24 protein-coding genes are annotated in these 24,331 nt (G+C 33.0%); 12 read left to right on the top strand and 12 right to left on the bottom strand.

Annotated features, from left to right (window positions below):
* Positions 1-90 precede the first annotated feature (90 nt).
* Genes T1L09_RS04495 through T1L09_RS04480 form a run of 4 tightly spaced genes read left to right on the top strand, consistent with a single transcriptional unit; the run spans position 91 to position 5,148 of the window.
* Entirely contained in the window at positions 91-762 is a 672-nt protein-coding gene (locus tag T1L09_RS04495; protein WP_322549757.1) for a TetR/AcrR family transcriptional regulator, read from the top strand.
* Complete coding sequence (locus T1L09_RS04490; protein WP_322549756.1) at positions 759-2,411, top strand: peptidase domain-containing ABC transporter; 1,653 nt, start codon at positions 759-761, stop codon at positions 2,409-2,411. The genes T1L09_RS04495 and T1L09_RS04490 overlap by 4 nt, the downstream gene beginning before the upstream one ends.
* A gap of 2 nt (positions 2,412-2,413) precedes the next feature.
* On the top strand, positions 2,414-3,763 hold the full coding sequence (locus T1L09_RS04485; protein ID WP_322549755.1) for an HlyD family secretion protein: 1,350 nt from the start codon (positions 2,414-2,416) through the stop codon (positions 3,761-3,763).
* The gene (locus T1L09_RS04480) at positions 3,760-5,148 is read left to right on the top strand and encodes a TolC family protein (protein WP_322549754.1); all 1,389 of its coding nucleotides are present in this window, start codon (positions 3,760-3,762) and stop codon (positions 5,146-5,148) included. Before T1L09_RS04485 ends, T1L09_RS04480 begins: the two co-directional genes overlap by 4 nt.
* Before the next feature lie 53 nt (positions 5,149-5,201).
* Here T1L09_RS04480 and T1L09_RS04475 read toward each other — a convergent pair whose 3' ends face one another.
* Positions 5,202-5,531 carry an RNA recognition motif domain-containing protein gene (locus T1L09_RS04475; protein ID WP_322549753.1) on the bottom strand — a complete coding sequence of 110 codons (330 nt, stop codon included), beginning with the start codon at positions 5,529-5,531 and terminating at the stop codon, positions 5,202-5,204.
* Between the two features lie 214 nt (positions 5,532-5,745).
* On the bottom strand, positions 5,746-7,020 hold the full coding sequence (locus tag T1L09_RS04470) for an acetyl-CoA hydrolase/transferase family protein (protein WP_322549752.1): 1,275 nt from the start codon (positions 7,018-7,020) through the stop codon (positions 5,746-5,748).
* A 290-nt stretch (positions 7,021-7,310) separates the two neighbouring features.
* Between T1L09_RS04470 and map the strand changes: the two genes are divergently transcribed.
* From map to T1L09_RS04455, 3 genes are read left to right on the top strand one after another with little or no spacing between them, the layout of a single operon-like run.
* Positions 7,311-8,129, top strand: a complete 819-nt coding sequence (gene map, locus T1L09_RS04465; RefSeq protein WP_322549751.1) for a type I methionyl aminopeptidase — start codon at positions 7,311-7,313, stop codon at positions 8,127-8,129.
* Positions 8,130-8,133: 4 nt separating this feature from the next.
* Positions 8,134-8,919, top strand: a complete 786-nt coding sequence (locus tag T1L09_RS04460; protein ID WP_322549750.1) for a DUF3667 domain-containing protein — start codon at positions 8,134-8,136, stop codon at positions 8,917-8,919.
* A 3-nt stretch (positions 8,920-8,922) separates the two neighbouring features.
* Positions 8,923-9,687, top strand: coding sequence for a class I SAM-dependent methyltransferase (locus tag T1L09_RS04455; protein WP_322549749.1), 765 nt, complete (start codon positions 8,923-8,925; stop codon positions 9,685-9,687).
* A gap of 32 nt (positions 9,688-9,719) precedes the next feature.
* Here T1L09_RS04455 and T1L09_RS04450 read toward each other — a convergent pair whose 3' ends face one another.
* The 9 genes from T1L09_RS04450 to T1L09_RS04410 all read right to left on the bottom strand — a co-directional run bounded on the left by T1L09_RS04450 (position 9,720) and on the right by T1L09_RS04410 (position 17,695).
* Positions 9,720-10,736 carry an FAD:protein FMN transferase gene (locus T1L09_RS04450; RefSeq protein WP_322549748.1) on the bottom strand — a complete coding sequence of 339 codons (1,017 nt, stop codon included), beginning with the start codon at positions 10,734-10,736 and terminating at the stop codon, positions 9,720-9,722.
* Positions 10,711-11,076, bottom strand: a complete 366-nt coding sequence (locus tag T1L09_RS04445; protein WP_322549747.1) for a Na(+)-translocating NADH-quinone reductase subunit F — start codon at positions 11,074-11,076, stop codon at positions 10,711-10,713. The genes T1L09_RS04450 and T1L09_RS04445 overlap by 26 nt, the downstream gene beginning before the upstream one ends.
* Before the next feature lie 73 nt (positions 11,077-11,149).
* On the bottom strand, positions 11,150-11,635 hold the full coding sequence (locus tag T1L09_RS04440; RefSeq protein WP_322549746.1) for a hypothetical protein: 486 nt from the start codon (positions 11,633-11,635) through the stop codon (positions 11,150-11,152).
* Between the two features lie 100 nt (positions 11,636-11,735).
* The gene (gene nqrF, locus T1L09_RS04435; RefSeq protein ID WP_322549745.1) at positions 11,736-13,028 is read right to left on the bottom strand and encodes an NADH:ubiquinone reductase (Na(+)-transporting) subunit F; all 1,293 of its coding nucleotides are present in this window, start codon (positions 13,026-13,028) and stop codon (positions 11,736-11,738) included.
* A gap of 26 nt (positions 13,029-13,054) precedes the next feature.
* Positions 13,055-13,813, bottom strand: a complete 759-nt coding sequence (gene nqrE / locus T1L09_RS04430; RefSeq protein WP_322549744.1) for an NADH:ubiquinone reductase (Na(+)-transporting) subunit E — start codon at positions 13,811-13,813, stop codon at positions 13,055-13,057.
* Between the two features lie 5 nt (positions 13,814-13,818).
* On the bottom strand, positions 13,819-14,484 hold the full coding sequence (locus tag T1L09_RS04425; RefSeq protein WP_322549743.1) for an NADH:ubiquinone reductase (Na(+)-transporting) subunit D: 666 nt from the start codon (positions 14,482-14,484) through the stop codon (positions 13,819-13,821).
* A gap of 5 nt (positions 14,485-14,489) precedes the next feature.
* Positions 14,490-15,173, bottom strand: coding sequence for a Na+-translocating NADH-quinone reductase subunit C (locus tag T1L09_RS04420; protein WP_322549742.1), 684 nt, complete (start codon positions 15,171-15,173; stop codon positions 14,490-14,492).
* A gap of 2 nt (positions 15,174-15,175) precedes the next feature.
* Positions 15,176-16,342 (bottom strand): NADH:ubiquinone reductase (Na(+)-transporting) subunit B, encoded by a 1,167-nt coding sequence (locus T1L09_RS04415; RefSeq protein WP_322549741.1) that lies wholly within the window; start codon positions 16,340-16,342, stop codon positions 15,176-15,178.
* A gap of 3 nt (positions 16,343-16,345) precedes the next feature.
* Complete coding sequence (locus tag T1L09_RS04410; protein ID WP_322549740.1) at positions 16,346-17,695, bottom strand: Na(+)-translocating NADH-quinone reductase subunit A; 1,350 nt, start codon at positions 17,693-17,695, stop codon at positions 16,346-16,348.
* 195 nt (positions 17,696-17,890) lie between these two features.
* On the opposite strand from T1L09_RS04410, the gene T1L09_RS04405 reads away from it, so the two are divergent.
* The 4 genes from T1L09_RS04405 (at position 17,891) to pruA (ending at position 22,390) form a co-directional block, all read left to right on the top strand.
* Positions 17,891-19,138, top strand: coding sequence for a type IX secretion system plug protein (locus tag T1L09_RS04405; RefSeq protein WP_322549739.1), 1,248 nt, complete (start codon positions 17,891-17,893; stop codon positions 19,136-19,138).
* A gap of 3 nt (positions 19,139-19,141) precedes the next feature.
* Positions 19,142-20,221 carry a DUF3667 domain-containing protein gene (locus T1L09_RS04400; protein ID WP_322549738.1) on the top strand — a complete coding sequence of 360 codons (1,080 nt, stop codon included), beginning with the start codon at positions 19,142-19,144 and terminating at the stop codon, positions 20,219-20,221.
* 3 nt (positions 20,222-20,224) lie between these two features.
* Positions 20,225-20,611 carry a Co2+/Mg2+ efflux protein ApaG gene (gene apaG, locus T1L09_RS04395; RefSeq protein ID WP_322549737.1) on the top strand — a complete coding sequence of 129 codons (387 nt, stop codon included), beginning with the start codon at positions 20,225-20,227 and terminating at the stop codon, positions 20,609-20,611.
* A gap of 153 nt (positions 20,612-20,764) precedes the next feature.
* Positions 20,765-22,390, top strand: coding sequence for an L-glutamate gamma-semialdehyde dehydrogenase (pruA, locus tag T1L09_RS04390; protein WP_322549736.1), 1,626 nt, complete (start codon positions 20,765-20,767; stop codon positions 22,388-22,390).
* Between the two features lie 79 nt (positions 22,391-22,469).
* Here the strand turns inward: pruA and rsmG are convergent, their stop codons facing one another.
* On the bottom strand, positions 22,470-23,099 hold the full coding sequence (gene rsmG, locus T1L09_RS04385; protein WP_322549735.1) for a 16S rRNA (guanine(527)-N(7))-methyltransferase RsmG: 630 nt from the start codon (positions 23,097-23,099) through the stop codon (positions 22,470-22,472).
* A gap of 106 nt (positions 23,100-23,205) precedes the next feature.
* Here rsmG and T1L09_RS04380 point away from each other — a divergent pair, with 106 nt between their 5' ends.
* A complete protein-coding gene (locus T1L09_RS04380; protein ID WP_322549734.1) occupies positions 23,206-24,300 on the top strand; it encodes a fatty acid desaturase family protein in 1,095 nt (364 codons plus the stop codon).
* Positions 24,301-24,331 lie beyond the last annotated feature (31 nt).

Here is a 24,331-nt window from a genome sequence, read left to right as displayed (position 1 = left end):
AAGCAATGCTTCCCTTTTTTTATTAAAAAAAAGTTAAAAACAAAAAGAAATAATAGTAACACTATTACATTTGCGTATCAAATTTTGATAATGAAAAATGTACTATTAAATTTCAAAGCAAAAATCAATAGAAAACTATTTGTAAAAGATCCTGAAACATCTGAATTGGGTCAGAACATCTTAAAAAATAGTATTATTTTAATTGATGAAATTGGTTTTGAAGCTTTTACATTTAAAAAACTAGGGGAGAAAATTCAGTCTAATGAAAGTTCTATCTATCGCTATTTTGAAAACAAGCACAAATTATTAGTATACCTTTCTTCTTGGTACTGGTCTTGGATGGAATATCGAATGGTTTTTGCAACTGCAAATATCCAAAATCCAATTACTAAACTAGAAATTGCTATTAAATTAGTTACAGATAATGTAATTGACGACACAGCTACACCGCATATTGATGAGCAAATTCTGAATAAAATTATTATTAAAGAATTTACTAAAACACTAATGACTAAGGAAGTAGATAGTGAAAACAAAGAAGGATTCTTTCTGGTTTATAAAAGAGTTATCAATCGGATCGAAATTATAATTGAAGAAGTGAATCCTGCTTATCCATTCGCCAAAAGCTTAGCATCTAGCGTTGTAGAAGGAACTTTGCATCAACATTTTTTAAAAGATCACTTAAAGACGATAACAAATTTATCCGATCAGGATTGTGCTACTGAATTCTATCTCGATATGATTAAAAAAACACTACTATGACTCCATTAAAAAGATTTAAAAATCTTATCTCGGTTGACAAGCAAGATATTTATCAAATATTTTTATATTCGATAATTGCAGGGCTTATTAGTTTATCCTTACCATTAGGAATTCAGTCGATTATCAATTTTATCCAAGCAGGTAAAGTGAGTACCTCGTGGATCATGTTGGTGGTAATAGTTGTTGTAGGAGTTATTTTTGTAGGCATACTAAAAATAATGCAGTTCCGAATAACCGAAAATCTACAACAAAAGATTTTTGTTCGTTCGTCGTTTGAATTCGCTTACCGCTTTCCAAAAATAAAATTTAATGAATTACATAATCAATATCCGCCTGAATTAGCGAATCGCTTTTTTGACACATTAACAGTACAAAAAGGATTTTCAAAACTCTTGTTGGATATTTCTGGTGCTGTATTGCAAATTTTGTTTGGAATTATATTACTTTCATTGTATCATTCCTTCTTTATATTATTTGGAATAGTAGTTGTTATTTTACTATATTTAATTTTTAGAACTAACTTTAATGTAGGACTTGAAACGAGTTTAAAGGAGTCAAAATATAAATATAAAATCGCACATTGGTTGCAAGAAATTGCAAGAAATCATTTGAGTTTCAAAAGCAATTCAATTTTTAATTTTTCATTGCATAAGAATGACGAATTAGTAAACGAATACCTGAAACAACGTGAAAATCATTTCAAAGTATTATTAAAGCAATACGTCCAATTAACCGGATTTAAAGTTTTAATTACAGCTGGATTATTAATCATTGGCGGATTATTGGTAATCAATCAACAGATGAATATTGGACAATTTGTTGCGGCAGAAATCATCATTTTAAGTATTATTGCAGCAGTCGAGAAATTGTTTTCGGGCTTAGAATTATTTTATGACGTATTAACCTCTTTAGAAAAAATGGGCTCCGTCGTTGATTTGGAGTTGGAAGAAGAAGTTAAAAATCCAAATTATTTAGTAGATGAAAATCACATTACTCTTGAAGGTGAAAATGTATCATTTAGTTATCCAAAATCTGATAAAGAACTATTAAAAAACATAAATCTAACAATTCTACCGAAACAGCATACTTTAATAACAGGCGAAAATGGTTCTGGAAAGACTACTTTATTACGTTTGTTAGCTCGAATAATAGAGCCTACAGAGGGTAACGTTTTTATCAATGACACAAACTACAAAAGATATTCCTCCGAAGAGTATCGTTCTAAAATAGGAATTGTAACTGCTGATGAAATACCTTTTGAAGGGACGATTCTAGAAAATATCACTTGTAATAATCCTGCCATAAAAATGGATGCCGTCTTTAAATTAGTGGAAAAATTAAAACTTACCGAAGTCATAAAAGCACTGCCAAAAGGACTTGACACTAACATTACTTCTGAAGGAAAGCAAATAAATTCATCTGCAATACAAAAAATTGTATTAGCACGCTGCATTATAAATCAACCAAAACTACTGTTTTTAGAAAATCCATTAGACAAATCCGATGAACAAAGTTGTACAGAAATAATTGATTTTTTAAACGAACAAAATCAACCGTGGACGTTAATTGTTGTTAGCAAGAATAATTACTGGAAACAAATTTGCAAACAAACTATTCTTTTAGAAAAAGGTAAAATTAAACTTATTTAAAGATGCTAAATATATCTAAAAATAGAATTGGAAATTTCATAAAAATTGAAGACTTCAAATCAACGCAAATATTTAATAAACAAAAAGATTATAAAGTAATTCGAAAAATAATATTGGCTTTAGGGCTTCTCGTAATACTTTTTCTTTTTCTTCCTTGGACACAAAACATTAGAGGAACCGGCAACGTCACCACCTTAAAACCTAACCAACGTCCGCAAACTATTCAAACTATAATTGCAGGTCGGATAGAAGAGTGGTATGTGAACGAAGGCGATTTCGTAAAAAAAGGAGATACAATTTTATATATTTCTGAAATTAAAGAAGACTATCTCGATCCAAATTTAATTGAAAATACCGGAAATCAATTAAAGGCAAAAGAAAATTCAGTGATTTCTTATGGAGATAAAGTGGAAGCTTTAGAAGCGCAAATGAATGCAATTCAAAACGAAAAAGGTTTAAAAATAAGACAAACTCAAAATAAACTGAAACAATCCTATTTAAAAGCGCAAAGTGATAGCATTGATTTTGAAGCTTCAAAAACGCAACTAAAAATTGCAAAAACACAATATACACGTTCCGTTAATTTAAATAAAGAGGGTTTAAAACCTATGACCGATGTAGAGGAAAAGCGAATGAAGTTGCAAGAAACAGAGGCAAAAATTTTAACGCAAGAAAATAAATATATTTCAAGTAAAAATGAAATTTTGAATGCCAAGATGGAACTTAATAGAATTGGTGCGGAATATGCCGAAAAAAATGCAAAAGCAAGCAGCGATAAACAAACGGCTATCAGTTCACAATACGATACAGAGGCTCAAGTGAATAAACTTAAAAATCAATATAAAAACTACCAAATCAGGAATGGCATGTATTATATTACAGCACCGCAGGATGGCTATATTAATAGAGCTCTTCAGTCTGGAATTGGAGAAACAATAAAAGAAGGAACACCCGTGGTTAGTATAATGCCTGCTGTTTTTGAAATAGCGGTTGAAACTTATATCAATCCTATAGATTACTCATTAGTGAACAAAGGAGAAAAAGTACACGTTTGGTTTGATGGTTGGCCAACAATCGTTTTCAGTGGATGGCCAGGAGTTTCTTATGGTACTTTTGGCGGAATAATCGTAGCAAAAGAAAACTTCATAAGTCCGAATGGAAAATATAGAGTCTTAATAGCACCTGATCCAAACGAGAAAAAATGGCCAAAAAAATTAAGCATCGGAGCCGGAACTCAAACTATTGCGCTTTTAGATAATGTACCTATTTGGTTTGAAATTTGGAGAACTTTAAATGGATTTCCACCTAATTTTTACCAACCTTCGGAAGCTGAAAAAAATAAAAAACAATGAAAATTAAACTAATCATACTACTTCTTTTCATTGGGAACAGCATATCTATATTTGGACAAACTGCTTCAACCGAATTCAGCTATAATGAATTTTTAGGTTATGTAAAAAAATATCATCCTCTTGTAAAACAAGCAAATTTAAAAATAAATGAAGCACAAGCAAATTTATTACAAGCCAGAGGTGCGTTTGACCCTAAAATTGAAGTTGATTTTAAAGAAAAACAATTCAAAAACACAGCATATTATTCCCTTCTAAATAGTAGTTTTAAAATACCAACTTGGTATGGAATAGAGCTTAAAGCCGGATTTGACAATGCCGAAGGAATATACGTGAATCCCGAAAACACTTTACCTAACAAGGGTTTAACTTCTTTCGGGATTTCTGTGCCGCTAGGACAAGGTCTGTTTATTGATGAGCGAATGGCCGCCATTAGAAAAGCCAAAATAGCAAGCAATTTAAACGCTGCAGAAAGAAATCTTCAAGTCGTGGAAGTTATTTATAATGCTTCTGTTAGTTATATGAATTGGAAGAAAAGTTTCGATGAAATAAAGCTATATGAAGATTATCTTAAAAACGCTTTAATTCGATACAAAGGAGTACAAATATTGATTAAAGAAGGTGACAAACCAGCTATTGATAGTGTAGAAGCAGGAATTACTTTAAAAACTCGTAGTTTAAATTTAGAAAATGCCAAACTAAAATATACGAAAGCAAAATTAGAATTGTCAAATTACCTGTGGTTAGAAAATAATATTCCACTAGAACTAAATGACCTTTTACAGCCTGAAGAATTACTTGCCAAAACTATCAAGGAAACATTAAAAATAAATGAATTAGCAACTATAAGTTTAGAAAATCACTCTAAAATAAAAGCTTTAGACGCAAAAATTGCAATGTTAAAAGTAGATCGAAAACTAAAAGCAAATTTACTTTTACCAAAATTAGATTTGAGTTATACCTATTTATCGGAACCAAGTTACATTGATAATTATCGCTTTGAAGATTATAAGATAGGTCTAAATTTTTCAATTCCCTTATTTCTAAGAAAAGAACGAGGTAGTTTAAAGTTAGCCAATTTAAAAATTGAAGATACAGAGTTTGTTTTACAATTTGAGAAGAAAAATTTAGAAAATAAAATCAAATCTCAACAAGAGGAAATTACTTCACTTGAAATTCAGCAAGATTTTAATGATGCGCTCTTAAACGATTACAAAATCCTTTTAAATGCAGAAGAACGCCTGTTTGAAATGGGAGAAAGTTCGTTGTTTGTAATAAATTCAAGAGAGAATTCATTGGTAAGTTCGCAAATAAATGATATTGTTTTAGAAAACAGCTATTTTATTGCCTTACTAAGTCTTTACAAAACATTTGCAAACCCTTTATAAATAAAAAACCCTCGCAATGCGAAGGTTTCTTTCGTTGTATATTTAAAAAAATATTAGTAACGATCTCTTGAGTTGTTGTCTCTATTGAAACCACCTCTGTTTCCACCAGCGTTACGATCGAAACTTCTTCTTTCGCCTTCTGGTTTCGGTTCAGATTTGTTAACAACGATTTTTCTACCTTCGATAGTTCCACCGTTTAATTCGTCAATTGCTTTCTGAGCTTCAGCGTCATTAGCCATTTCAACAAATCCAAATCCTTTACTTCTTCCTGTAAATTTATCCGAGATAATTTTAACTGATTCAACAGCTCCATACTCTTCAAAATAACCTCTTAAATCTGCTTCCTCTACACTGAAAGGAAGACTTCCTACAAAAATGTTCATCTATGAAAAATTTAATTCCCTACAAAGGTAAGCTATTAAATGTTGTAAAAAGCTTAAAGTTTGCTTTATTTTTCAAAAGTAGCAAAAATTGGCAAAATATTAAGAATCAAACCTTTAGTGAATAACTCACGATATTTACAATTTCCTATAGCTAAGAAGTATTAAAATAAAAAAGACAACCATTCGATTGTCTTTTTTGAGTGTTAGGCTTTATTTACATACAGCCAATCATTTCATAATAAGAACGCTCAATTGCCTCTTGATGTGTGGGATGTGCAATTTTAACTAATTCATTTACTCGCTGTCTTAATGTTTTACCGTATAGATCGGCAATTCCATTTTCTGTAATAATATATTGAACGTGTGCTCTTGTTGTTACTACGCCTGCTCCTTGTTTTAAGAACGGAACAATTCTACTTTCCCCACGTTTTGTAATCGATGGTAAGGCAATAATTGCTTTTCCGCCATCACTTAATGACGCACCACGAATGAAATCCATTTGACCACCTACTCCTGAATACATTGAACTTCCGATTGAATCTGCACAGACTTGTCCTGTTAAATCGACTTCAATGGCGGAGTTGATAGAAACCATTCTTGGATTTTTACGAATTCTTGCAGTATCATTGACAATTGACGATTCTTTCATTTCGATGAACGGATTATCGTCTACAAAATCATACAAACGTTTGGAACCCATTAAAAAAGTAGCCAAAGCTCTTCCTCTTGAAGTTCCTTTATAATTGCAATTGATTACATCTTTTTCAATTAAGTCGATTACTCCATCTGAAAACATTTCGGTATGAAGTCCTAAATCTTTATGATTCGTTAATTTACTCAGAGCGGCATTTGGAATGGATCCTATTCCCATTTGAAGTGTACTTTTATTCTCGATTAGTGAAGCAACAAAAGTTCCGATTTTTTCTTCCGTTTCTGTGAATGCTGCTAAATTATGCGCATGAATCGGCACATCAACTTCCACCAAATAATCGATTTCTGAGACGTGCATAATTCCATCACCAAAAGTTCGTGGCATATTTTTGTTTACCTGAGCCACCACAATTTTAGCGTTTTCGATTGCAGCCACACTAGCTTCTACCGAAACACCAAGCGAACAATAGCCGTGCTTGTCTGGTGGTGAAACGTGAATAAAAGCAACATCTAATGAAAGAACATTTTTGCGAAATAAAAGCGGCAATTCACTCAAAAATACTGGCGTATAAGATCCGTTTCCGGCTTTTATTGTATGACGAACGTTAGCTCCGATGAAAAAGGAATTTACGTGGAAACTGTCTCTTAATTCTGGATTAGCATAGCGCGCTTCTCCCTCTGTATGTAAATGACAAATTTCTACATCTCTTAATTCTGATGCTCTGTCTGTTAATGCATTTGTAAGAATTGTTGGTGTAGCCGCTGCTGCCTGAACATAAACTCTATCACCACTTTTAACTACTTGTACAGCTTCTGCTGCGGTAACATATTTTCCCATACCTAATGAAATTTATAGTACAAAATTACGCTAAATTTTAGGGTTAAAATATGACATTGCTCATCTTTAAAGAAGAAAATAGTGTTTTTGAAGCTGTAAATTACTATTGAAATACCTGAAAATAATTAGTGATAGAATCCCTGTGGCCCTAGCCCAGATAGTAGCGGCATCCTTTTTTTATGGGCAACCGGTATTTGAAACCGGTTGGCTGTAAAAAAAGATAGAGCGAATAGCTGGAAATAGCTCCTGAAACGATATAAAATTGTATTTTTGCACTGAAATTTGATATTATGATTATAATTAAAACCCTTGAAGAAATTGAATTGATGCGTGAAAGTGCGTTGATTGTTTCGAAGACTTTAGGAATGATTGCCAAGGAAATTAAGCCTGGCGTAACTACTTTATATTTAGACAAATTAGCGGAAGATTTTATTCGTTCGCATGGTGCGGAACCGGCGTTTTTAGGGATGTATGGTTTTCCAAATTCGTTGTGTATGAGTCCCAACACGCAAGTGGTTCACGGAATTCCGAATGCGACTCCGTTGCAAGATGGCGATATTATTTCGGTTGATTGTGGTGCGCTGAAAAACGGATTTAATGGTGATCACGCGTATACATTTGAAGTGGGCGAAGTGGCGGAAGCAACGAAAAAACTATTAAAAATCACGAAGGAATCGCTTTATGAAGGGATTCGTGCTACGAAAGTGGGCAATCGTGTGGAAGATATTGGAAATGCGATTCAGGTGTATTGTGAAGCCCACGGTTATGGCGTGGTTCGGGAATTATGCGGTCATGGTTTAGGCAGAAAAATGCACGAAGATCCGGAAGTTCCAAATTATGGAAAACGTGGTCGTGGCAAGCAATTGTTAAACGGAATGGTGCTTGCAATTGAACCGATGATTAACCAGGGAACAAAAAACATCAAACAACACAAAGACGGTTGGACAATTACCACCGCTGACGGAAAACCAAGTGCTCATTTTGAACACGATGTGGCGATTGTAAATGGTAAACCCGAATTGTTATCGACTTTCGCTTATATTTATGAAGCATTGGGAATTGTTAGTGATGAAGAAGATGGATTACGTCAGAAACCCTTAGTACTTTAGTTATATGAATTGCAAATCATGTTTATCCGAAATTAACGAAAACAATCGTTTTTGTTCCAATTGTGGCTCAAAAATAGTTGATGATAGGCTATCAATAAAAGGAACTTGGGAAGAATTTATTGGTCCATTTTTAAGTTGGGACAATAATTTTTGGAGAACTTTTACAGGTTTATTTACAGATCCTAAAGATGTTTTAGAAGCTTACATCAATGGTGCCAGAAAAAAATATTTCCAGCCATTTTCCTATTTAATTTTATTTGCAACTATTGCCGTTATTTTTTATAAAATTTTTCCAATGGGAGGAATTGCTGATTTCTCGGATGGATTTAATCAAGGCATTAACACTAATGATCCTTCAGCTGTTAACATGCCTAAAATGGACATGAAGGGTTTTATGGAAAACATGATGAATTATTATAATTTCTACTATATTCTCATGATTCCAATTATAAGTTTTATTACTTATTTGACCTTTTATAAACAAAAAAATAATTTTTCTGAACACTTAGTTTTTAATTCTTATATCCAAACCAATCTAGGTTTTATTTCCTTAATCTTACAAGTACTATTTTTTAATATAATTGGCTTAAGTTTTCTTTATTTCTATTTAGGTTATCTCATTTTAAGTATGCTTTTTTCTACTTATGCATTCAAAAAATTATATGCATTAAGTACTAAACAAGCATTGATTAGTGTTCTTAAATTTTGGGCTATACTTATACCATTATATATTGTTGTGAGTCTTGTAGGAACTGTGATTGCTGTTATATATATGTTCGCAACTAAATAAACAATGAAAAAAATATTCAAATTTATACTTAACACCATTCCGCGTCCGCTATTGATTCGAATGAGTATTGTGGTGCGTCCGGTTTTGGCATTTTTGTTGAAAGGTGATCGTTTTACGGATCCGATTGATGGGAAAAGTTTTCGTATGTTTTTACCTTATGGCTATGGAACACAAAGAAACAACGTTTTATCACCAAGTACACTTTCACTAGAAAGACACCGTTTGTTGTGGTTGTATTTGCAAAACGAAACTGATTTTTTTACAGCACCTAAGAAAGTATTACATTTTGCACCGGAACAAGAGTTTTACAAACGTTTTAAGAAACAAGGTAATTTAGACTACACTACGACTGATTTATTTTCGCCTTTGGCGGATGTGAAAGCGGATATTTGTAATTTGCCTTTTGAAGACAATCAATACGATATTATTTTGTGTAATCACGTTTTAGAGCATATTCCGGATGACACGAAAGCGATGCAAGAATTGTATCGTGTTTTAAAACCTGGTGGTATGGGAATTTTTCAGATTCCACAAGATCTATCACGCGACGTTACTTTTGCCGATGATTCGATTACAGATGAAAAAGAACGAGCTAAAATTTTTGGGCAATATGATCACGTTAGAGTATATGGAAGAGATTATTTTGACAAATTGAGAAGTATCGGTTTTCACGTGGACGAAGTGGATTACACGAAGACTATCGCAACTGAATTAGTAGAGAAATATTGTTTAGCAAAAGGGGAAATTATTCCCATTTGTTATAAATAAAAAAATGGCTTTCAAATTGAAAGCCATTTTTTTTACTCTTTAATTAATTCTTTAAAATTAACAGTCATGTATTGCTGCATTTCATTTTTTTCATCTGCATACAACAATAATGCATAAAGTTCTGGATGACTTTCCAGAAAGGCTTTACTTTCCTCTAAACTCATCAACATAAAAGCAGTTGCATAACCATCAGAAATACCACCCGATTTTGATAATATCGTAGCGCTTAAAATATTACTTTTCTGTGCTAATCCTGTTTTTGGATTGATAATGTGTACGAATTTTTGCCCTGTTTTTTCATCTGTAATTACTTTTCGGTAGTTTCCTGAAGTTGCCATTCCTAAGTTTTCTAGATTTACTTTGGCTATTAAAGTGCGCTCTTCTGGTTTTTGTAATGGATTATCAATACCAACAATCCAATTTTTATTGTCTATTGTATTTTTTCCTAATGCGAATAATTCTCCACCAATTTCTACAATCGCATTTTCTATTCCTTTAGATTTAAGAAAATTCACTACAACATCTACGGAATACCCTTGTGCTATCGCATTAAAATCTAAGTAAGTTTCCTTATATTTTTTTGAAATGGTTTTATTTTCATTCAACTGAACTTTATCTAAACCTACAAATTGCAGTAAACTATCGATTTGATTTTGAGATAAATTCTGATGTTTCTTATTTGGTCCGAATCCATAGGCATTGACTAAAACGCCAATTGTAGGATCGAACAGACCGCTTGTTTCTTTATGAATTTCGCTTGAAATCTTAAAGTTTTCGACAAATAAATCATCTACCACAACCGTTGAGTCGCCCGAATTGATTTTAGAGATTTTCGAATCATCGCGATACGTAGAAAGCGACATATCGAATGCTAATAATAGGGAATCTGTTTGTTTTTTAGAAACCACTTCTTGGTTGGCGATATATTTAATGGAATACGTTGTTCCTTGTGCTTCGCCCTGAATGGTGTGAAATTTAGGCTCACTTGAACAGGAAACTAATAATAACGCGATAACTAGAATGCTACAATATTTCTGTAATTCCTTCATAATTCATTATATAATCTTGATTTTTAAAAATGGGGCTTTCGTAATCTTGAGCATTGGCAAAACCTATACCAGCATATAAGATCTTTGCATTTTTGGTTTTGGCGTGCTCCTTAAAAGTTTCCATAAAAACCGCATCATATTCTGCAGGATTATCTGGATAAGTAACGGCTTGTACCATTACAAAATGCAACGTATTCGTAGGTTTATCTACACAAACAAATTGCGGATGTTTTTTCAATTGGCTGTTAATGGCGATGAACTCAAATCCTTGTTTTTCGAGTTCTTTTCCCACGTGATTCATGGCCAAATGATGTAAATCTTGAAGTGATAATGGTTCCATGATGCAAAGGTAGTTATTCTATTTGAATGCATAAAAAAACCGACTCATTTCTGAATCGGTTTTAAAATTATATTTATCTCAAATTTCCATAAATATCTTCTTTTGCAACTGCTTCTTTTGGAATGGTTTCCCATGTTTGCCCTTCTACATATTGAAAATCTTCTGCCACTGGCTTGCTTAAGTAGATTCGACTATATTTTGGTTTCTCTACACTAAATTTTACGAAAAAATTTTTTCCTTTTAATAATTTTCGCATTTTTTCTGTCTCATACCTATATTTAATATAAATAGACTTCTCAGTTGCAACACCTTTGTCATTTGAAGCAACAAAATAGTTATTATTGTAATAAAAACTATACTCAACTGATCTTCCTCCTTTTCCCTGACTTGAATAATCATAAACAGTTGCTACAGTATACAAAGTTTTCCCATCTTCAAGATATTTTTTATTTAGTAAATGCACTACAAGTCCGTAAATAAAAAGCCCTATAAAAAAAGAAAATGCAAAAACATAATACAAGTTTTTTTGAAGGTATTTTTTAATTTGTAAAAATGACATATTATTTTATTTAGTAAATTCAAAAATAAACAATTTCACCTTGAATCAAATAAAAAAAACCGACTCATTTCTGAATCGGTTTTGGTATTTAAAATTTGGATTAACCTCCAAAGTCGTCAAATCTAATATTTTCTGGATCTAAACCGAAGTCTTCACCCATTTTTTGAACTGCTTTGTTCATCATTGGTGGTCCACAGAAATACAATTCAATATCTTCTGGATTATCATGTTTTGATAAATAATTATCAATTACCACATTGTGAATAAATCCTACGAATCCGTCACCTTCTCCGTCAACTCCGTCTTTTACTTTCCAGTTATCTTCTGGAGCAGGCTCAGATAAAGCTAAATAGAATTTAAAGTTTGGAAAATCTTTCTCTAACGCTCTGAAGTGGTCTGTGTAGAACAATTCGCGTTTAGAACGACCTCCGTACCAATATGTAACTTTTCGTCCTGTTTTAACTGTACGGAATAAATGATAAAGGTGTGAACGCATTGGTGCCATACCCGCTCCACCACCAACATATAACATTTCTGCCTCTGTTTCGTTGATGAAGAATTCACCATAAGGTCCTGAAACCGTTACTGGATCTCCTGCTTTTCTTGAGAACACATAAGAAGAAGCAATACCTGGGTTTACTTTCATCCAATCGTTTGTAGCTCTATCAAAAGGAGGCGTTGCAATACGAACGTTTAACATAATTTTTCGTCCTTCTGCAGGATATGAAGCCATTGAATAAGCTCTTTCTACCAATTCGTCATTTTTCATAACTAAAGGCCATAATTTGAACTTATCCCATTCTGCTTTAAATTTTTCAGGATCACCAGGATGCTCTTCAGGATGTGCCATGATATCCATGTCTGCAAATTTTACTTCACATTCTGGAATTTCAATTTGGATATATCCACCTGCTTCGTAATGCATATCATCTGGTAGCTCCACTATAAATTCTTTAATAAAAGAAGCTACGTTGTAGTTAGAAAATACTTTTGCTTCGAATTTTTTAATTCCAAAAATTTCTTCTGGAACTTCGATTATCATATCATTCTTAACTTTAACTTGGCACCCTAATCTCCAACCTTCCGCCAATTCCTTGCGCGAAAAGTTAGGTATTTCTGTTGGTAACGCTTCGCCTCCACCTTCTAATACGATACATTTACACTGTAAACAAGTACCACCACCACCACAAGCAGACGGTAAAAAGATTTTACTATTACTTAGAGTAGTCAAAAGTGTGCTACCTCCTGATACATCAATTTCGTTTTCACCGTTAATTTTAATCTTCACTAAACCTGAGTTTACTAACTTTGATTTTGCAAATAATAGCATAAATACCATTAGTAAAATTAGTCCTAAGAAAGCTAAAATCGAATATGTAATTAATTCAAACATAATTTCAATTTTTATATATTATACTGTTATTTAACAACTTGTATTGTGTCTATTTGTATAGAATCATTTGCAACTTGTAGTGAATCAACTACTGGAGTTTCAACCACTGCTGGTACTGGTGTTTCGTTTTTCGCTTTAGGTTTCGCGTTTAATGCGTTAAGATCAATTCCACCGAAACTCATAAAACCAATTGCCATTAAACCTGTTAGGATAAATGTAATTCCTAAACCTCTTAGCGGCGCTAAAACGTTAGAATATTCCATTTTTTCTCTGATCGCTGCTAATGCTACAATTGCAATTAACCAACCAAGACCAGAAGAAAGTCCAAAAGTTATAACGTGCCCAATATTTTGATAAGTTCCTGTATCTACACGTAATTGCATAAATAAAGAACCTCCTAAAATTGCACAGTTAACAGCAATCAGTGGCAAGAAAATACCTAAAGAATTATATAAAGATGGTGAAAATTTTTCAATAATCATCTCTACCAGCTGAACTAAAGTTGCAACTACGGCAATGTAGACAATAAGATTCAAAAAGCTTAAATCGATCTCTGCTAATGAAGGGTCGATCCAAGATAAAGCACCTGCTTCTAATACATATTTATAAATTAAATAGTTTAAAGGAACTGTAATTACTTGAACAAATGTTACTGCAATACCTAATCCAATAGCTGTAGATACTTTCTTAGATACAGCTAAGTACGAACACATTCCCAAGAAATATGCAAATACCATGTTATCAATGAACATGGATTTTAAAAATATATTGATATATTCAAACATAGCTATTACTTTTTCTCAATTAATTTTTTGTTTATGCTTCTTTGCACCCAAATAATTAGCCCTACCGTAATAAGTGCCATTGGTGCTAATAACATAAATCCGTTGTTTACATATCCATGAGCATAAGCTCCTGTTTTATCTACGGCGTTACCTAAGATTTCAATTCCGAAAATTTTTCCTGACCCTAACAATTCTCTGAAGAACGCTACAATCATTAAAATAATTCCGTATCCTAAACCGTTTCCGATTCCGTCTAAAAAGGATTTCCATGGTGTGTTTGCAAGAGCAAAAGCCTCTAAACGACCCATTACAATACAGTTTGTAATAATTAATCCTACAAAAACTGAAAGTTGTTTACTTACATCATAAGCATACGCTTTTAGAACTTGGTCAACTAAAATAACTAATAAAGCTACCACAACTAATTGAACAATTATACGAATTCGATTAGGAATTAAATTTCTGATTAATGAAACGATAACGTTACTCAATGCAACTACTGCAGTTACAGAAAGCGCCATTACGAAAGCATTTTTCATTTGAACTGTTACAGCTAGCGCTGAACAAATTCCTAATACTTGAACCGTTACTGGGTTATCGTCGTTAAAAGGATTAGTTATTAATTTGATATTACTTTTAGAAAATAATCCTTCTTTGTTGTTTGCTGCCATGCTGATTATTTTTTATTAGATTTTAAATACTTTTCATAAGGTTTCAAACCTCTCACTAACATTTCAGATACACCATTACCCGTTAAAGTTGCTCCTGAAATAGCATCAACTTCACCATCAGCTTTGTCTTTTCCACCCATATATCCTTTAACAACTCGCAAACCTTGAAGGTTACCGTTTGTATCAAACACATTTTCGCCTATAAAACTATTTTGGAAATAATCTTGTGTAATTTCACCTCCTAAACCTGGCGTTTCAGATTTGTGATCAAATACAATTCCATCTACTTTAAGGTTTTCGTCTACAGAAACATAAGCCCAAATTGCATCCCATAAACCCATTCCTCGCACAGGAATAACATAGAATTTTTTACCATCTTTCTCCGCATTAAAAATTGGGAATTTCCCTTTTTCTTTTGCGATATCTACTGTAAATGCATCTTTACTAATTTCGTTTCCGTCTTTATCAAAAACTAACTCACTAGTGATGTGCTTTTTATAAGCTTCTTCTGAAGCATCTCTTTCTACAGCCACTCCAAAAGATTTTAGAATGTACTGCATTTTCTCTTTTTTAACATTTGCTTCCTGATTTGGTTTAAGTGCCGTTGAAGCAAAAGCCAAAGCCGATGCCACAACTACTACCATAATAATCGCAAACAAAAATGTATATCCGTTACTTTCTCTATTCATGACTATGCTGCTTTTAATTGTTTAGACTTCTCTAATCTTTTCTTTCTTCTGTTCACGTTTCCGTTTACTACGAAGTAATCAATAGTTGGAGCTAATGCATTCATTAATAAAATTGCCAACATAATTCCTTCCGGATATGCAGGGTTAAAAATTCTAATCGTCATCGCGAAGAATCCGATTAAGAGACCATATATAACTTTACCTTTATCTGTTTGTGCTGCAGAAACTGGATCAGTTGCCATAAAAACAAGTCCAAAAGCAAAACCTCCTACAACTAAATGATTAGTCCATTCGAAATTCATAATTGGAGTTAAGCCAACAGCATTGAACATCAAAGTAGTTAAAGCTGCTCCAATTAATCCAGAAAGCATAATTCTCCAGCTTCCAATTCCTGTTGCAATTAAGATTAATGCACCAATTAAGACTGCTAAAGTTGAAGTTTCTGCCACAGATCCTGGAATAAATCCTAAGAACATGTCCATCGTTGAATAAGCTACTTCTTTTCCATTTGCTAAAGTTCCTAAAATAGTTTCTCCAGAAATTGCATCTGTAGTACTTGCATCACTAACCCAAATTTTATCTCCCGACATAAATAAAGGATAAGCAAAGAATGCAAAAGCACGAGCTAATAAAGCCGGATTGAAAATATTCATTCCTGTTCCTCCAAAAGCTTCTTTACCAATTACAACAGAGAAAATTACTGAAATTGCCAACATCCATAAAGGAAGATCGATAGGCATAATCATAGGGATTAACAAACCAGTTACTAAGTATCCTTCGTTAACTTCGTGTCCTCTCCAAATTGCGAATGCAAATTCAATACCTAAACCTACTGCATAAGATACAATAATCATTGGTAAGATTTTCCATAATCCGTGCATGAAGACATCCATAAACGGAGGCAAAACACCATCATTTAACTGAATAAAATGCTGATAACCTCCATTGTAAATTCCAAAAAGTAATGCTGGAAGTAAAGCTAAAACCACAGTAATCATGGTTCTTTTTAAATCCACAGCATCTCTAATATGTGCGCCATGCTTTGTAGTGTGATTAGGTACAAATAAAAATGTATCTAATGCATTAATAGCTGGTGCATATTTTTCAAATTTCTGCCCTTTCTCAAAAGGTTTTCTAATTTGGTCTAATTTATTTCTTAAAAACTTCATAGCTTATCCTACTTCTTTAATCATTAAATCAAGAGCACCACGAATAATTTCCTGTGCTTCTAATTTTGAGGTGTTAGTATAATCAATTAAAGCAAAATCTTCTGGCGCTACTTCATAAATACCTAAACCTTCCATTTTGTCAATATCTCCAGCCATACAAGCTTTTAATAATTGCATTGGAAAAATATCTAAAGGCATAACAGCTTCCATTTCACCGGTAACCACTAAAGCTCTTTCTTCTCCGTTTAAGTTTGTAGTTGGTGCATATTTTTTACCTGGCATTAACCAAGACAATCCTGTTCTTGAAGCACTATGAATACTAGGTGCTGCAAATGGCATCCATCCAAACATTCTATACTCGTTTCCTTCAGGGATTACTGTCATTGAATTGCTGTAAAAACTAACATAATCATTAGTAGTTACTTTTTTACCTGTTAAAACATCTCCAGAAATAATTCTTACATTATCGCCTTTGATTTTATTTTCAACAACACTCGCAATTGGAGCACCTTGGATTACGTTGTAGTATTGAGCATCTTTTACTTCAGAACCCACTAAAGCGATAGTTCTTGTAGCATTAAATTTACCCGTTAAAAACAACTCTCCAATTTTAGCTACATCTTGTGGCGCAACTGTCCAAACTCTTTCACCTGCATTAATTGGGTCGATTTTTGAAATCTGAACACCAACATTTCCAGAAGGATGAGGACCATAAACTTGATGAAGAGCAACTCCCTTTACATCAGAAAAAATAGATTTCCCTTTTCCTTTTACAGAAAGATGCACTTTACCAGTAGTCAATTTCGCAAGAGCATTAACTCCGGCCTGAAAAGCGTCTAATTTGTGTTCTAAAACAAACTCTACATCAGCTGCTAAAGGAGCTGTTGCATAGGTTGAAATAAAAATAGCTTTCGGCGTATCGGCAGAATTAGCAATCACATCGTAAGGACGTTGATTGATAAAGGGCCAACATCCAGAAGCTAACAAATATGCTTTTACTTCTTCCGTTGATAAATCAGTTGGATTTTTCTTGCTATGCTCTAAGAAAACATCTTGGGAATCAGCTACAATAAGAATTTCTAAGATCACTCTTTTCTCACCACGCTTTATTTCTTGGATTTTTCCACTTACTGGGGCTACAAATTTAACTTTCTCATCTGTTTTGGAATAGAAAATTACCTCTCCCGCTTTTACGTTATCACCTTCCTTTACGACCATCTTTGGAGTAACTCCGTGAAAATCAGAAGGTTTAACAGCATAGACTCTCGAGCGAGTGACATCAGAAATTTTCTTTTCCGCTTCACCCTTCAACTTAAGGTCTAAACCTTTTTTAATTCGAATGTCTTTTGACATATTTTTGAAGATATGATTGTTATAAAAATTACTATAAAACATGCAAATTTAATCATTTACAATTAAGGATACCAAAAATAAAGTCAAGGACTTACCTTATTTATAAAGATTCTAAATTAAAGTTTGGTATTAAAATTGTCTTTTGTTAAAATTGAATAAAAGTTTTATTATTTTTACAAAATATAACACCACAAAATGAATAAAATAATCGCTATTTCAGTTCTATTTTTTGTTAATATTATCTGTGCACAACAAGCAATAGAAAAAGAACCACCATTTAACATTAAAACCATTTCTTTTGTAGTTAATCAAACCAATGTAATTCCTTTCTTCAAATTAGGAGACCCATTTGAGTTGCAATTTGATGATTTATTTAGTGATGAAGCCGATTATTATTACGAAATTAAACAATTTAATTATGATTGGTCTGCACCTTCTGATCTATCTAAAGCAGAATATTTAAACGGAATGGACAATCAAAGAATTATGACGTATGAAAATTCATTTAACACGCTGCAAATGTATTCGCATTACAAGCAAACCTTTCCAAACCAATTAAATCAAATTACAAAAAGTGGTAATTATTTATTTAGCATCTTAAATGATGAACGAGAAGTTATATTTTCTAGAAAAGTGATTCTCTATGAGGAAGAGATTAATATTGGAATACTAATTAGAAGAGCGAGAGATTTTGAAGGAATTGACACTAAACAAAATATTGAAATGACAATTAACTATGGGGATAAATTATTGCAAAATCCAATTCAAAACGTAAAAGTCACTTTATTTCAAAATGGTAATTGGAAAACAAGTATTTCAAACATAAAGCCACAATATACACTCGGATCTGAATTAATTTACCGATACAATAAAGAAACACAATTTTGGGGTGGCAATGAAGCTTATACGGTTGACAACAAAATAATTAGAACGACCAACAATACTGTTGCCAAAGTAACTTCTGGAGACAACATTTACAATACCTATTTGTACGTAAACACCCCGAGAAAGAACAAACCGTATACTTATTTTCCTGATATTAATGGGAATTTTTATATCACAAATGCAAATGTTCAAAATCCTGGAATTGAAGCGGATTACTCTTGGGTTTATTTTGCCCTGGACGCCTCGAACTTCCCTGATGGTTCAATTTATGTTTCTGGAATGTTTACAAATTACACACTGACTGATGATTACAAAATGGATTTTAACAAGAACACCGGCTTGTATGAAAAAGCTATTTTAATGAAACAAGGTTTTACAAATTTCCAATATATCCGAACAGACAAAAAGGGAAACATTGATTTTGAAAACGCAGTAGATGGCAATTATTACCAAACCGAAAACAACTATACCGCTATAATTTACTATAAAGGCAACAATGACCGATATGACCGAGTAATAGGAATTTCAAATACAAATAGTGAAGTCATTCGCAATTAGAGAATGGATAGAAAAGACAAAAAATACAGAAGCACAACATGTCTTAACTGTGAGACACCGCTTGATCTTAGTGAAAAATTTTGCCATTCTTGCGGCCAATTAAACACTACAAAAAAGCTAACCATTAGAGACTTTATTGAAGAATTTTTTGCCAATTTCTATGCTTATGATTCTAAAATAAAAAATTCAATATTCTCCCTGTTTACAAAACCCGGCGTATTAGCTCGCGAATTTAATGAAGGCAAAAGAAACAAATATGCTAATCCTTTTCGTTTGTTTCTTAGCATTTCCCTTGCATTGTTTATTAGTTTTAACATGACGGAAGGCGACGCTACGCCCGTTTCAATCGATTCACAAATAAAAAATACTAAAGAAATTGCTAAAAAAAATAGGAAATTAGATAGTTTAACTTATAAAACTATAAAGTCCGAAACCCCTTCTAAAGAACTACTTGATCGCCAAGAAAAAGGTTTTAGTCACGATTCTATTTATACTAATGATTATATCAGTAAAAATATTAAAATGAATTTCGAGCCATTAACGTACACGATTTCTTCCTTCCGTAATTTCTATCTCAAATATCCTCAAAAATCAAGCGAAGAAGCATTGGAAGAATTGGGATTTGAAAATAGTTTTTTCTACAATTCACTATTCAATAAATCTAAATCTTTCAAAACCAAAGAAATAAGTACGGAGATTTTTGAATATTTCTATCGCAACTTACCATTTTTTATTTTCTTATCGTTGCCTATTTTGACACTCCTTTTCTGGATGCTTTTTTATGACAAAAAACTAAACTACACCGAACATTTAGTATTTACATACACGTTATTTACGTTCTATTTTATGTGTATGATACTTTTCAATTTAATGGGAATTGTGAGTGATTCTGTGTCGACTTTCTTTGCTGGAATTTCATTTTTAATAATTTTCCCCCTGTATCTCTACAAATCTTTAAGAAATTTTTATCAGCTGAGTCGTTGGAAAACGATTTTTAAATTCATACTTTTGAATCCCCTACTAGGTTTATTTTTAGGAATTTGTATTGTTTTCATCGCTTTTATTGGGATAATTTTGTTTTAAATTATGGTTAGTCAAATTACAAGAGGGATTAAGATTTCCGTTTTAACTAGTTTTGAAGGCACTTACTTCAGAAACTACAAGATTCATTTTGCCTTCACTTACCAAATCACCATTGAAAATCAAAGCAAAGATTCTGTGCAATTAAATTCGCGTCATTGGGAAATTTATGATGCGTTAAATGATTTAGACACCGTAGACGGCGAAGGTGTAATTGGCAAAAAACCAGTCATTAAACCCGGAGAAGCTTTTTCTTATTCTTCCGGCTGTTTGCTTGCTTCCCCAATTGGTGCTATGAAAGGGCATTTCAATATGGTGAATTTTACCTCAACAAAAACTTTCAAAGTGCTTATTCCTACTTTTAAATTAAGCGCTCCTTTTGCAATCAATTAAATAAACACACTTCCTGAATCCGTTTCTAAGAAACTTTTTTAGAAGTAACTTTTTGTTAACGATAATTCAAAATATACTTTGTATTTTTGCAATGCTTTACAATTTATTTTGTAAAACACACACCTAGATGTCTAATTTTCTAAATACAACACCATGTTAAAAGGATTTTTTAATGTTCCGAAAGCGGTTAATGAACCTGTAAAATCATATGCTCCTGGTTCTCCAGAACGAGCTGCAGTTGCTGCCGCATATACAGAAATGTGGAATTCACAAATGGAAGTTCCGTTATATATCGGTAACGAAGAAATAAAAACAGGAAACACAAAAACAATGTCTGCTCCGCATGATCATCAACATATCGTCGGAAAATATCACCAAGCAGACAAAGCTTTAGTTGAAAAAGCAATTACTTCTGCTTTAGAAGCACGCACCAAATGGGCAGCAATGTCTTGGGAAAACAGAGCTGGAATTTTCTTGAAAGCTGCTGAATTATTAGCCGGACCATACAGAGCAAAAATTAATGCTGCAACAATGATTGCACAATCAAAAACAATACACCAAGCAGAAATTGATGCGTCTTGTGAATTGATTGACTTCTTACGTTATAACGTAGAATTCATGACGAAAATTTATGCAGACCAACCAGCTTCTACTTCAGATATGTGGAACAGAGTGGAATATCGTCCTTTAGAAGGATTTGTATACGCAATTACGCCATTTAACTTCACGGCTATTGCTGGAAATCTTCCTTCAAGTGCTGCGTTAATGGGTAATGTTGTCGTTTGGAAACCAGCAGCAACACAAGTATATTCTGCGAATGTGATTATGCAAGTTTTCAAAGAAGCAGGTTTACCTGATGGCGTTATCAACATGGTAATAGGCGATTCTGCAATGATTTCTGAAGTGGTTTTATCTGACAAACATTTTGCTGGAGTTCACTTTACAGGATCAACAGGAGTTTTCAATGATATTTGGGCAAAAATCGGAACCAACATCAGTAATTATAAAACATATCCAAGAATTGTTGGAGAAACTGGTGGAAAAGATTTCATCATTGCTCACCCAACAGCAAATCCAGCACAAGTTGCCGTAGGAATTGCTCGTGGCGCTTTTGAATTCCAAGGACAAAAATGTAGCGCGGCTTCTCGTGTTTACGTTCCTCAAAGTTTATGGCCAGCAATCAATTCTAAATTAGAAACGGATTTAGCTTCTATGAAAATGGGATCGCCAGAAGATATGGGCAATTTCGTAACAGCTGTAATTTCTGAAACTTCATTTGACAAATTAGCGCGTTATATTGACCAAGTTAAAAAAGACACTGATGCAGAAGTTATTATGGGAGGAAATTATGATAAATCTAAAGGATATTTCATTGAACCAACGGTTATTTTAACTACTAATCCAAAGTACAGCACTATGGAAACCGAATTATTCGGACCTGTTGTAACAATTTATGTGTATGAAGATGCAAAATGGTCTGAAACATTAAAATTAGTAGACGAAACTTCAGAATATGCATTAACAGGAGCTGTATTTAGCGAATGCCGTTATGCAGTTGAAGAAGCAACAATCGCCTTGCAAAATGCTGCCGGAAACTTCTATATCAATGACAAACCAACAGGTGCTGTTGTAGGAATGCAACCATTTGGAGGCGCTAGAGGTTCTGGAACAAATGATAAAGCAGGTTCTTCTCAGAACTTATTGCGTTGGGCTTCAGTTAGAACAATTAAAGAAACTTTCGTTACGCCAGTAGATTATAAATATCCGTTTTTAGGATAATTTCTAACAAGAAATAAAAATAGTAAAAGCCCGATTTTCAATTGAAAATCGGGCTTTTTTTAAACTATTCACTAATCACTTACTTCTTATATTTCAATGGCAAATGAACTATTTTTTTAGTTTCGAAAAATTCTTCTTTGAAAAAATCTGCTAAATTATATTCCGTTGCATTTGGAAAATCTTTTAATTCTTCCGTTAAATCGCCCCCTTTTAAATACAAAATACCATTTCCTATTTCGTGATTTTGCTTTTTAGAAACTGCTCCATCCACCCAACTTACGAAATCGGTCATATTAGTCACAGCACGACTTACGATAAAATCAAATTCTTGCTTTACCAATTCGGCACGTTTTTGTTCTGCTTTTACATTTTTCAATCCTAAAGCGGTTGCTACTTCGTTTACCACTTTAATTTTCTTCGCAATAACATCAATCAAATAAAAGTCGACTTCCGGAAATAAAATAGCCAATGGAATTCCTGGAAATCCACCGCCTGTTCCTACATCCATAATTTTAGAGCCCGGTCTAAACTCTATTATCTTAGCCATTCCAAGGGAATGCAATACGTGTCTTGTGTACAATTCATCAATATCCTTTCTAGAAATCACATTAATTTTCGAGTTCCAATCTTCATACAAAGCTTGCAACATTTCGAATTGAATGCGCTGATTTTCAGTTAAATTAGGAAATTGTCTTAAAATCTCTTCCATTAGTTAAATTTTGCACAAAAATACGATTTTTACCGAATAAATATGACGATAATCATAAATCAAAAAATTATAATAATTATCTTTGACAAAATTTGAAGACAACTATATGAATAATACAGCCCCAATTTTTTCTAAGAGTGATAATCTGAAATTCTTTAGGACACTAAATAAAAGAGTAAACGATTATTTCAAAGAGAATAATATCGACAAAACCGGAAACTGGAAACTTCACGTTAAAACTATCGTGATGTTTGCGCTTTTCTTAACCCCATATTTCTTTTTACTTGCTATGGATATGCCGTTCTGGGCGTATTTACTATTAAACGTTGTAATCGGAATTGGAATGGCAGGCGTTGGAATGAACGTAATGCACGATGGAAATCACGGTGCTTATTCCAACAAATCTTGGGTAAACAAATTTATGGGTGGAAGCATCTATATCCTAGCCGGAAACGTTTACAACTGGCAAGTGCAACACAATGTTTTGCATCATACGTATACCAACATTTTAGGTCACGATGAAGACTTAGAAGCAGGAAGAATTTTACGTTTTTCTAAAACTTCTAAATGGTATGCACACCACCGTTTTCAACATTATTATTCGGTTTTTTTATACGGTTTATTAACGTTTAACTGGGCAATAACAACTGATTTCCTTCAAATGAGACGTTACTTAAAAAGAAACTTATCGTATGGTGAATTTAAAAAACCAGCAATTAGATGGACTACTTTAGTTATTACAAAAGTGATTTATTTCTCTATTTGGTTAGTATTACCAATGGTTTTAGGCGTTACTTGGTGGAAAGTTTTACTAGGATTCTTAGTAATGCACTACACAGCTGGAGTAATTTTAAGCGTTGTATTCCAATTAGCGCACGTTGTTGAAGAAACAGTTAATCCTGTTGCAGACGAAAACGGAGAAATTGAAAACACTTGGGCCATTCACCAATTGTTTACAACAGCAAACTTTGCTCCTAAAAACTGGTTGGTAAATTATTATACAGGAGGATTAAATCATCAGATTGAACACCATATTTTCCCAAATATCAGTCACGTACATTACGATAAAATTTCAGAAATAGTAAAACAAACGGCTGCAGAATGCAACTTACCATACCACGAATTTAAAACTACAAGAGCTGCAATTTATTCGCACTTCAACCACTTAAGAGAATTGGGGAGAAAACCTCAACTAGCATAACACACAAAGAGACGCAAGAAATTGCGTCTTT

It is taken from the genome of Flavobacterium psychraquaticum, assembly GCF_034497725.1.
Lineage (GTDB): Bacteria > Bacteroidota > Bacteroidia > Flavobacteriales > Flavobacteriaceae > Flavobacterium > Flavobacterium psychraquaticum.
Note: the sequence above shows the minus strand (reverse complement) of the source record. Positions and strands in the feature narration are given on the sequence as shown.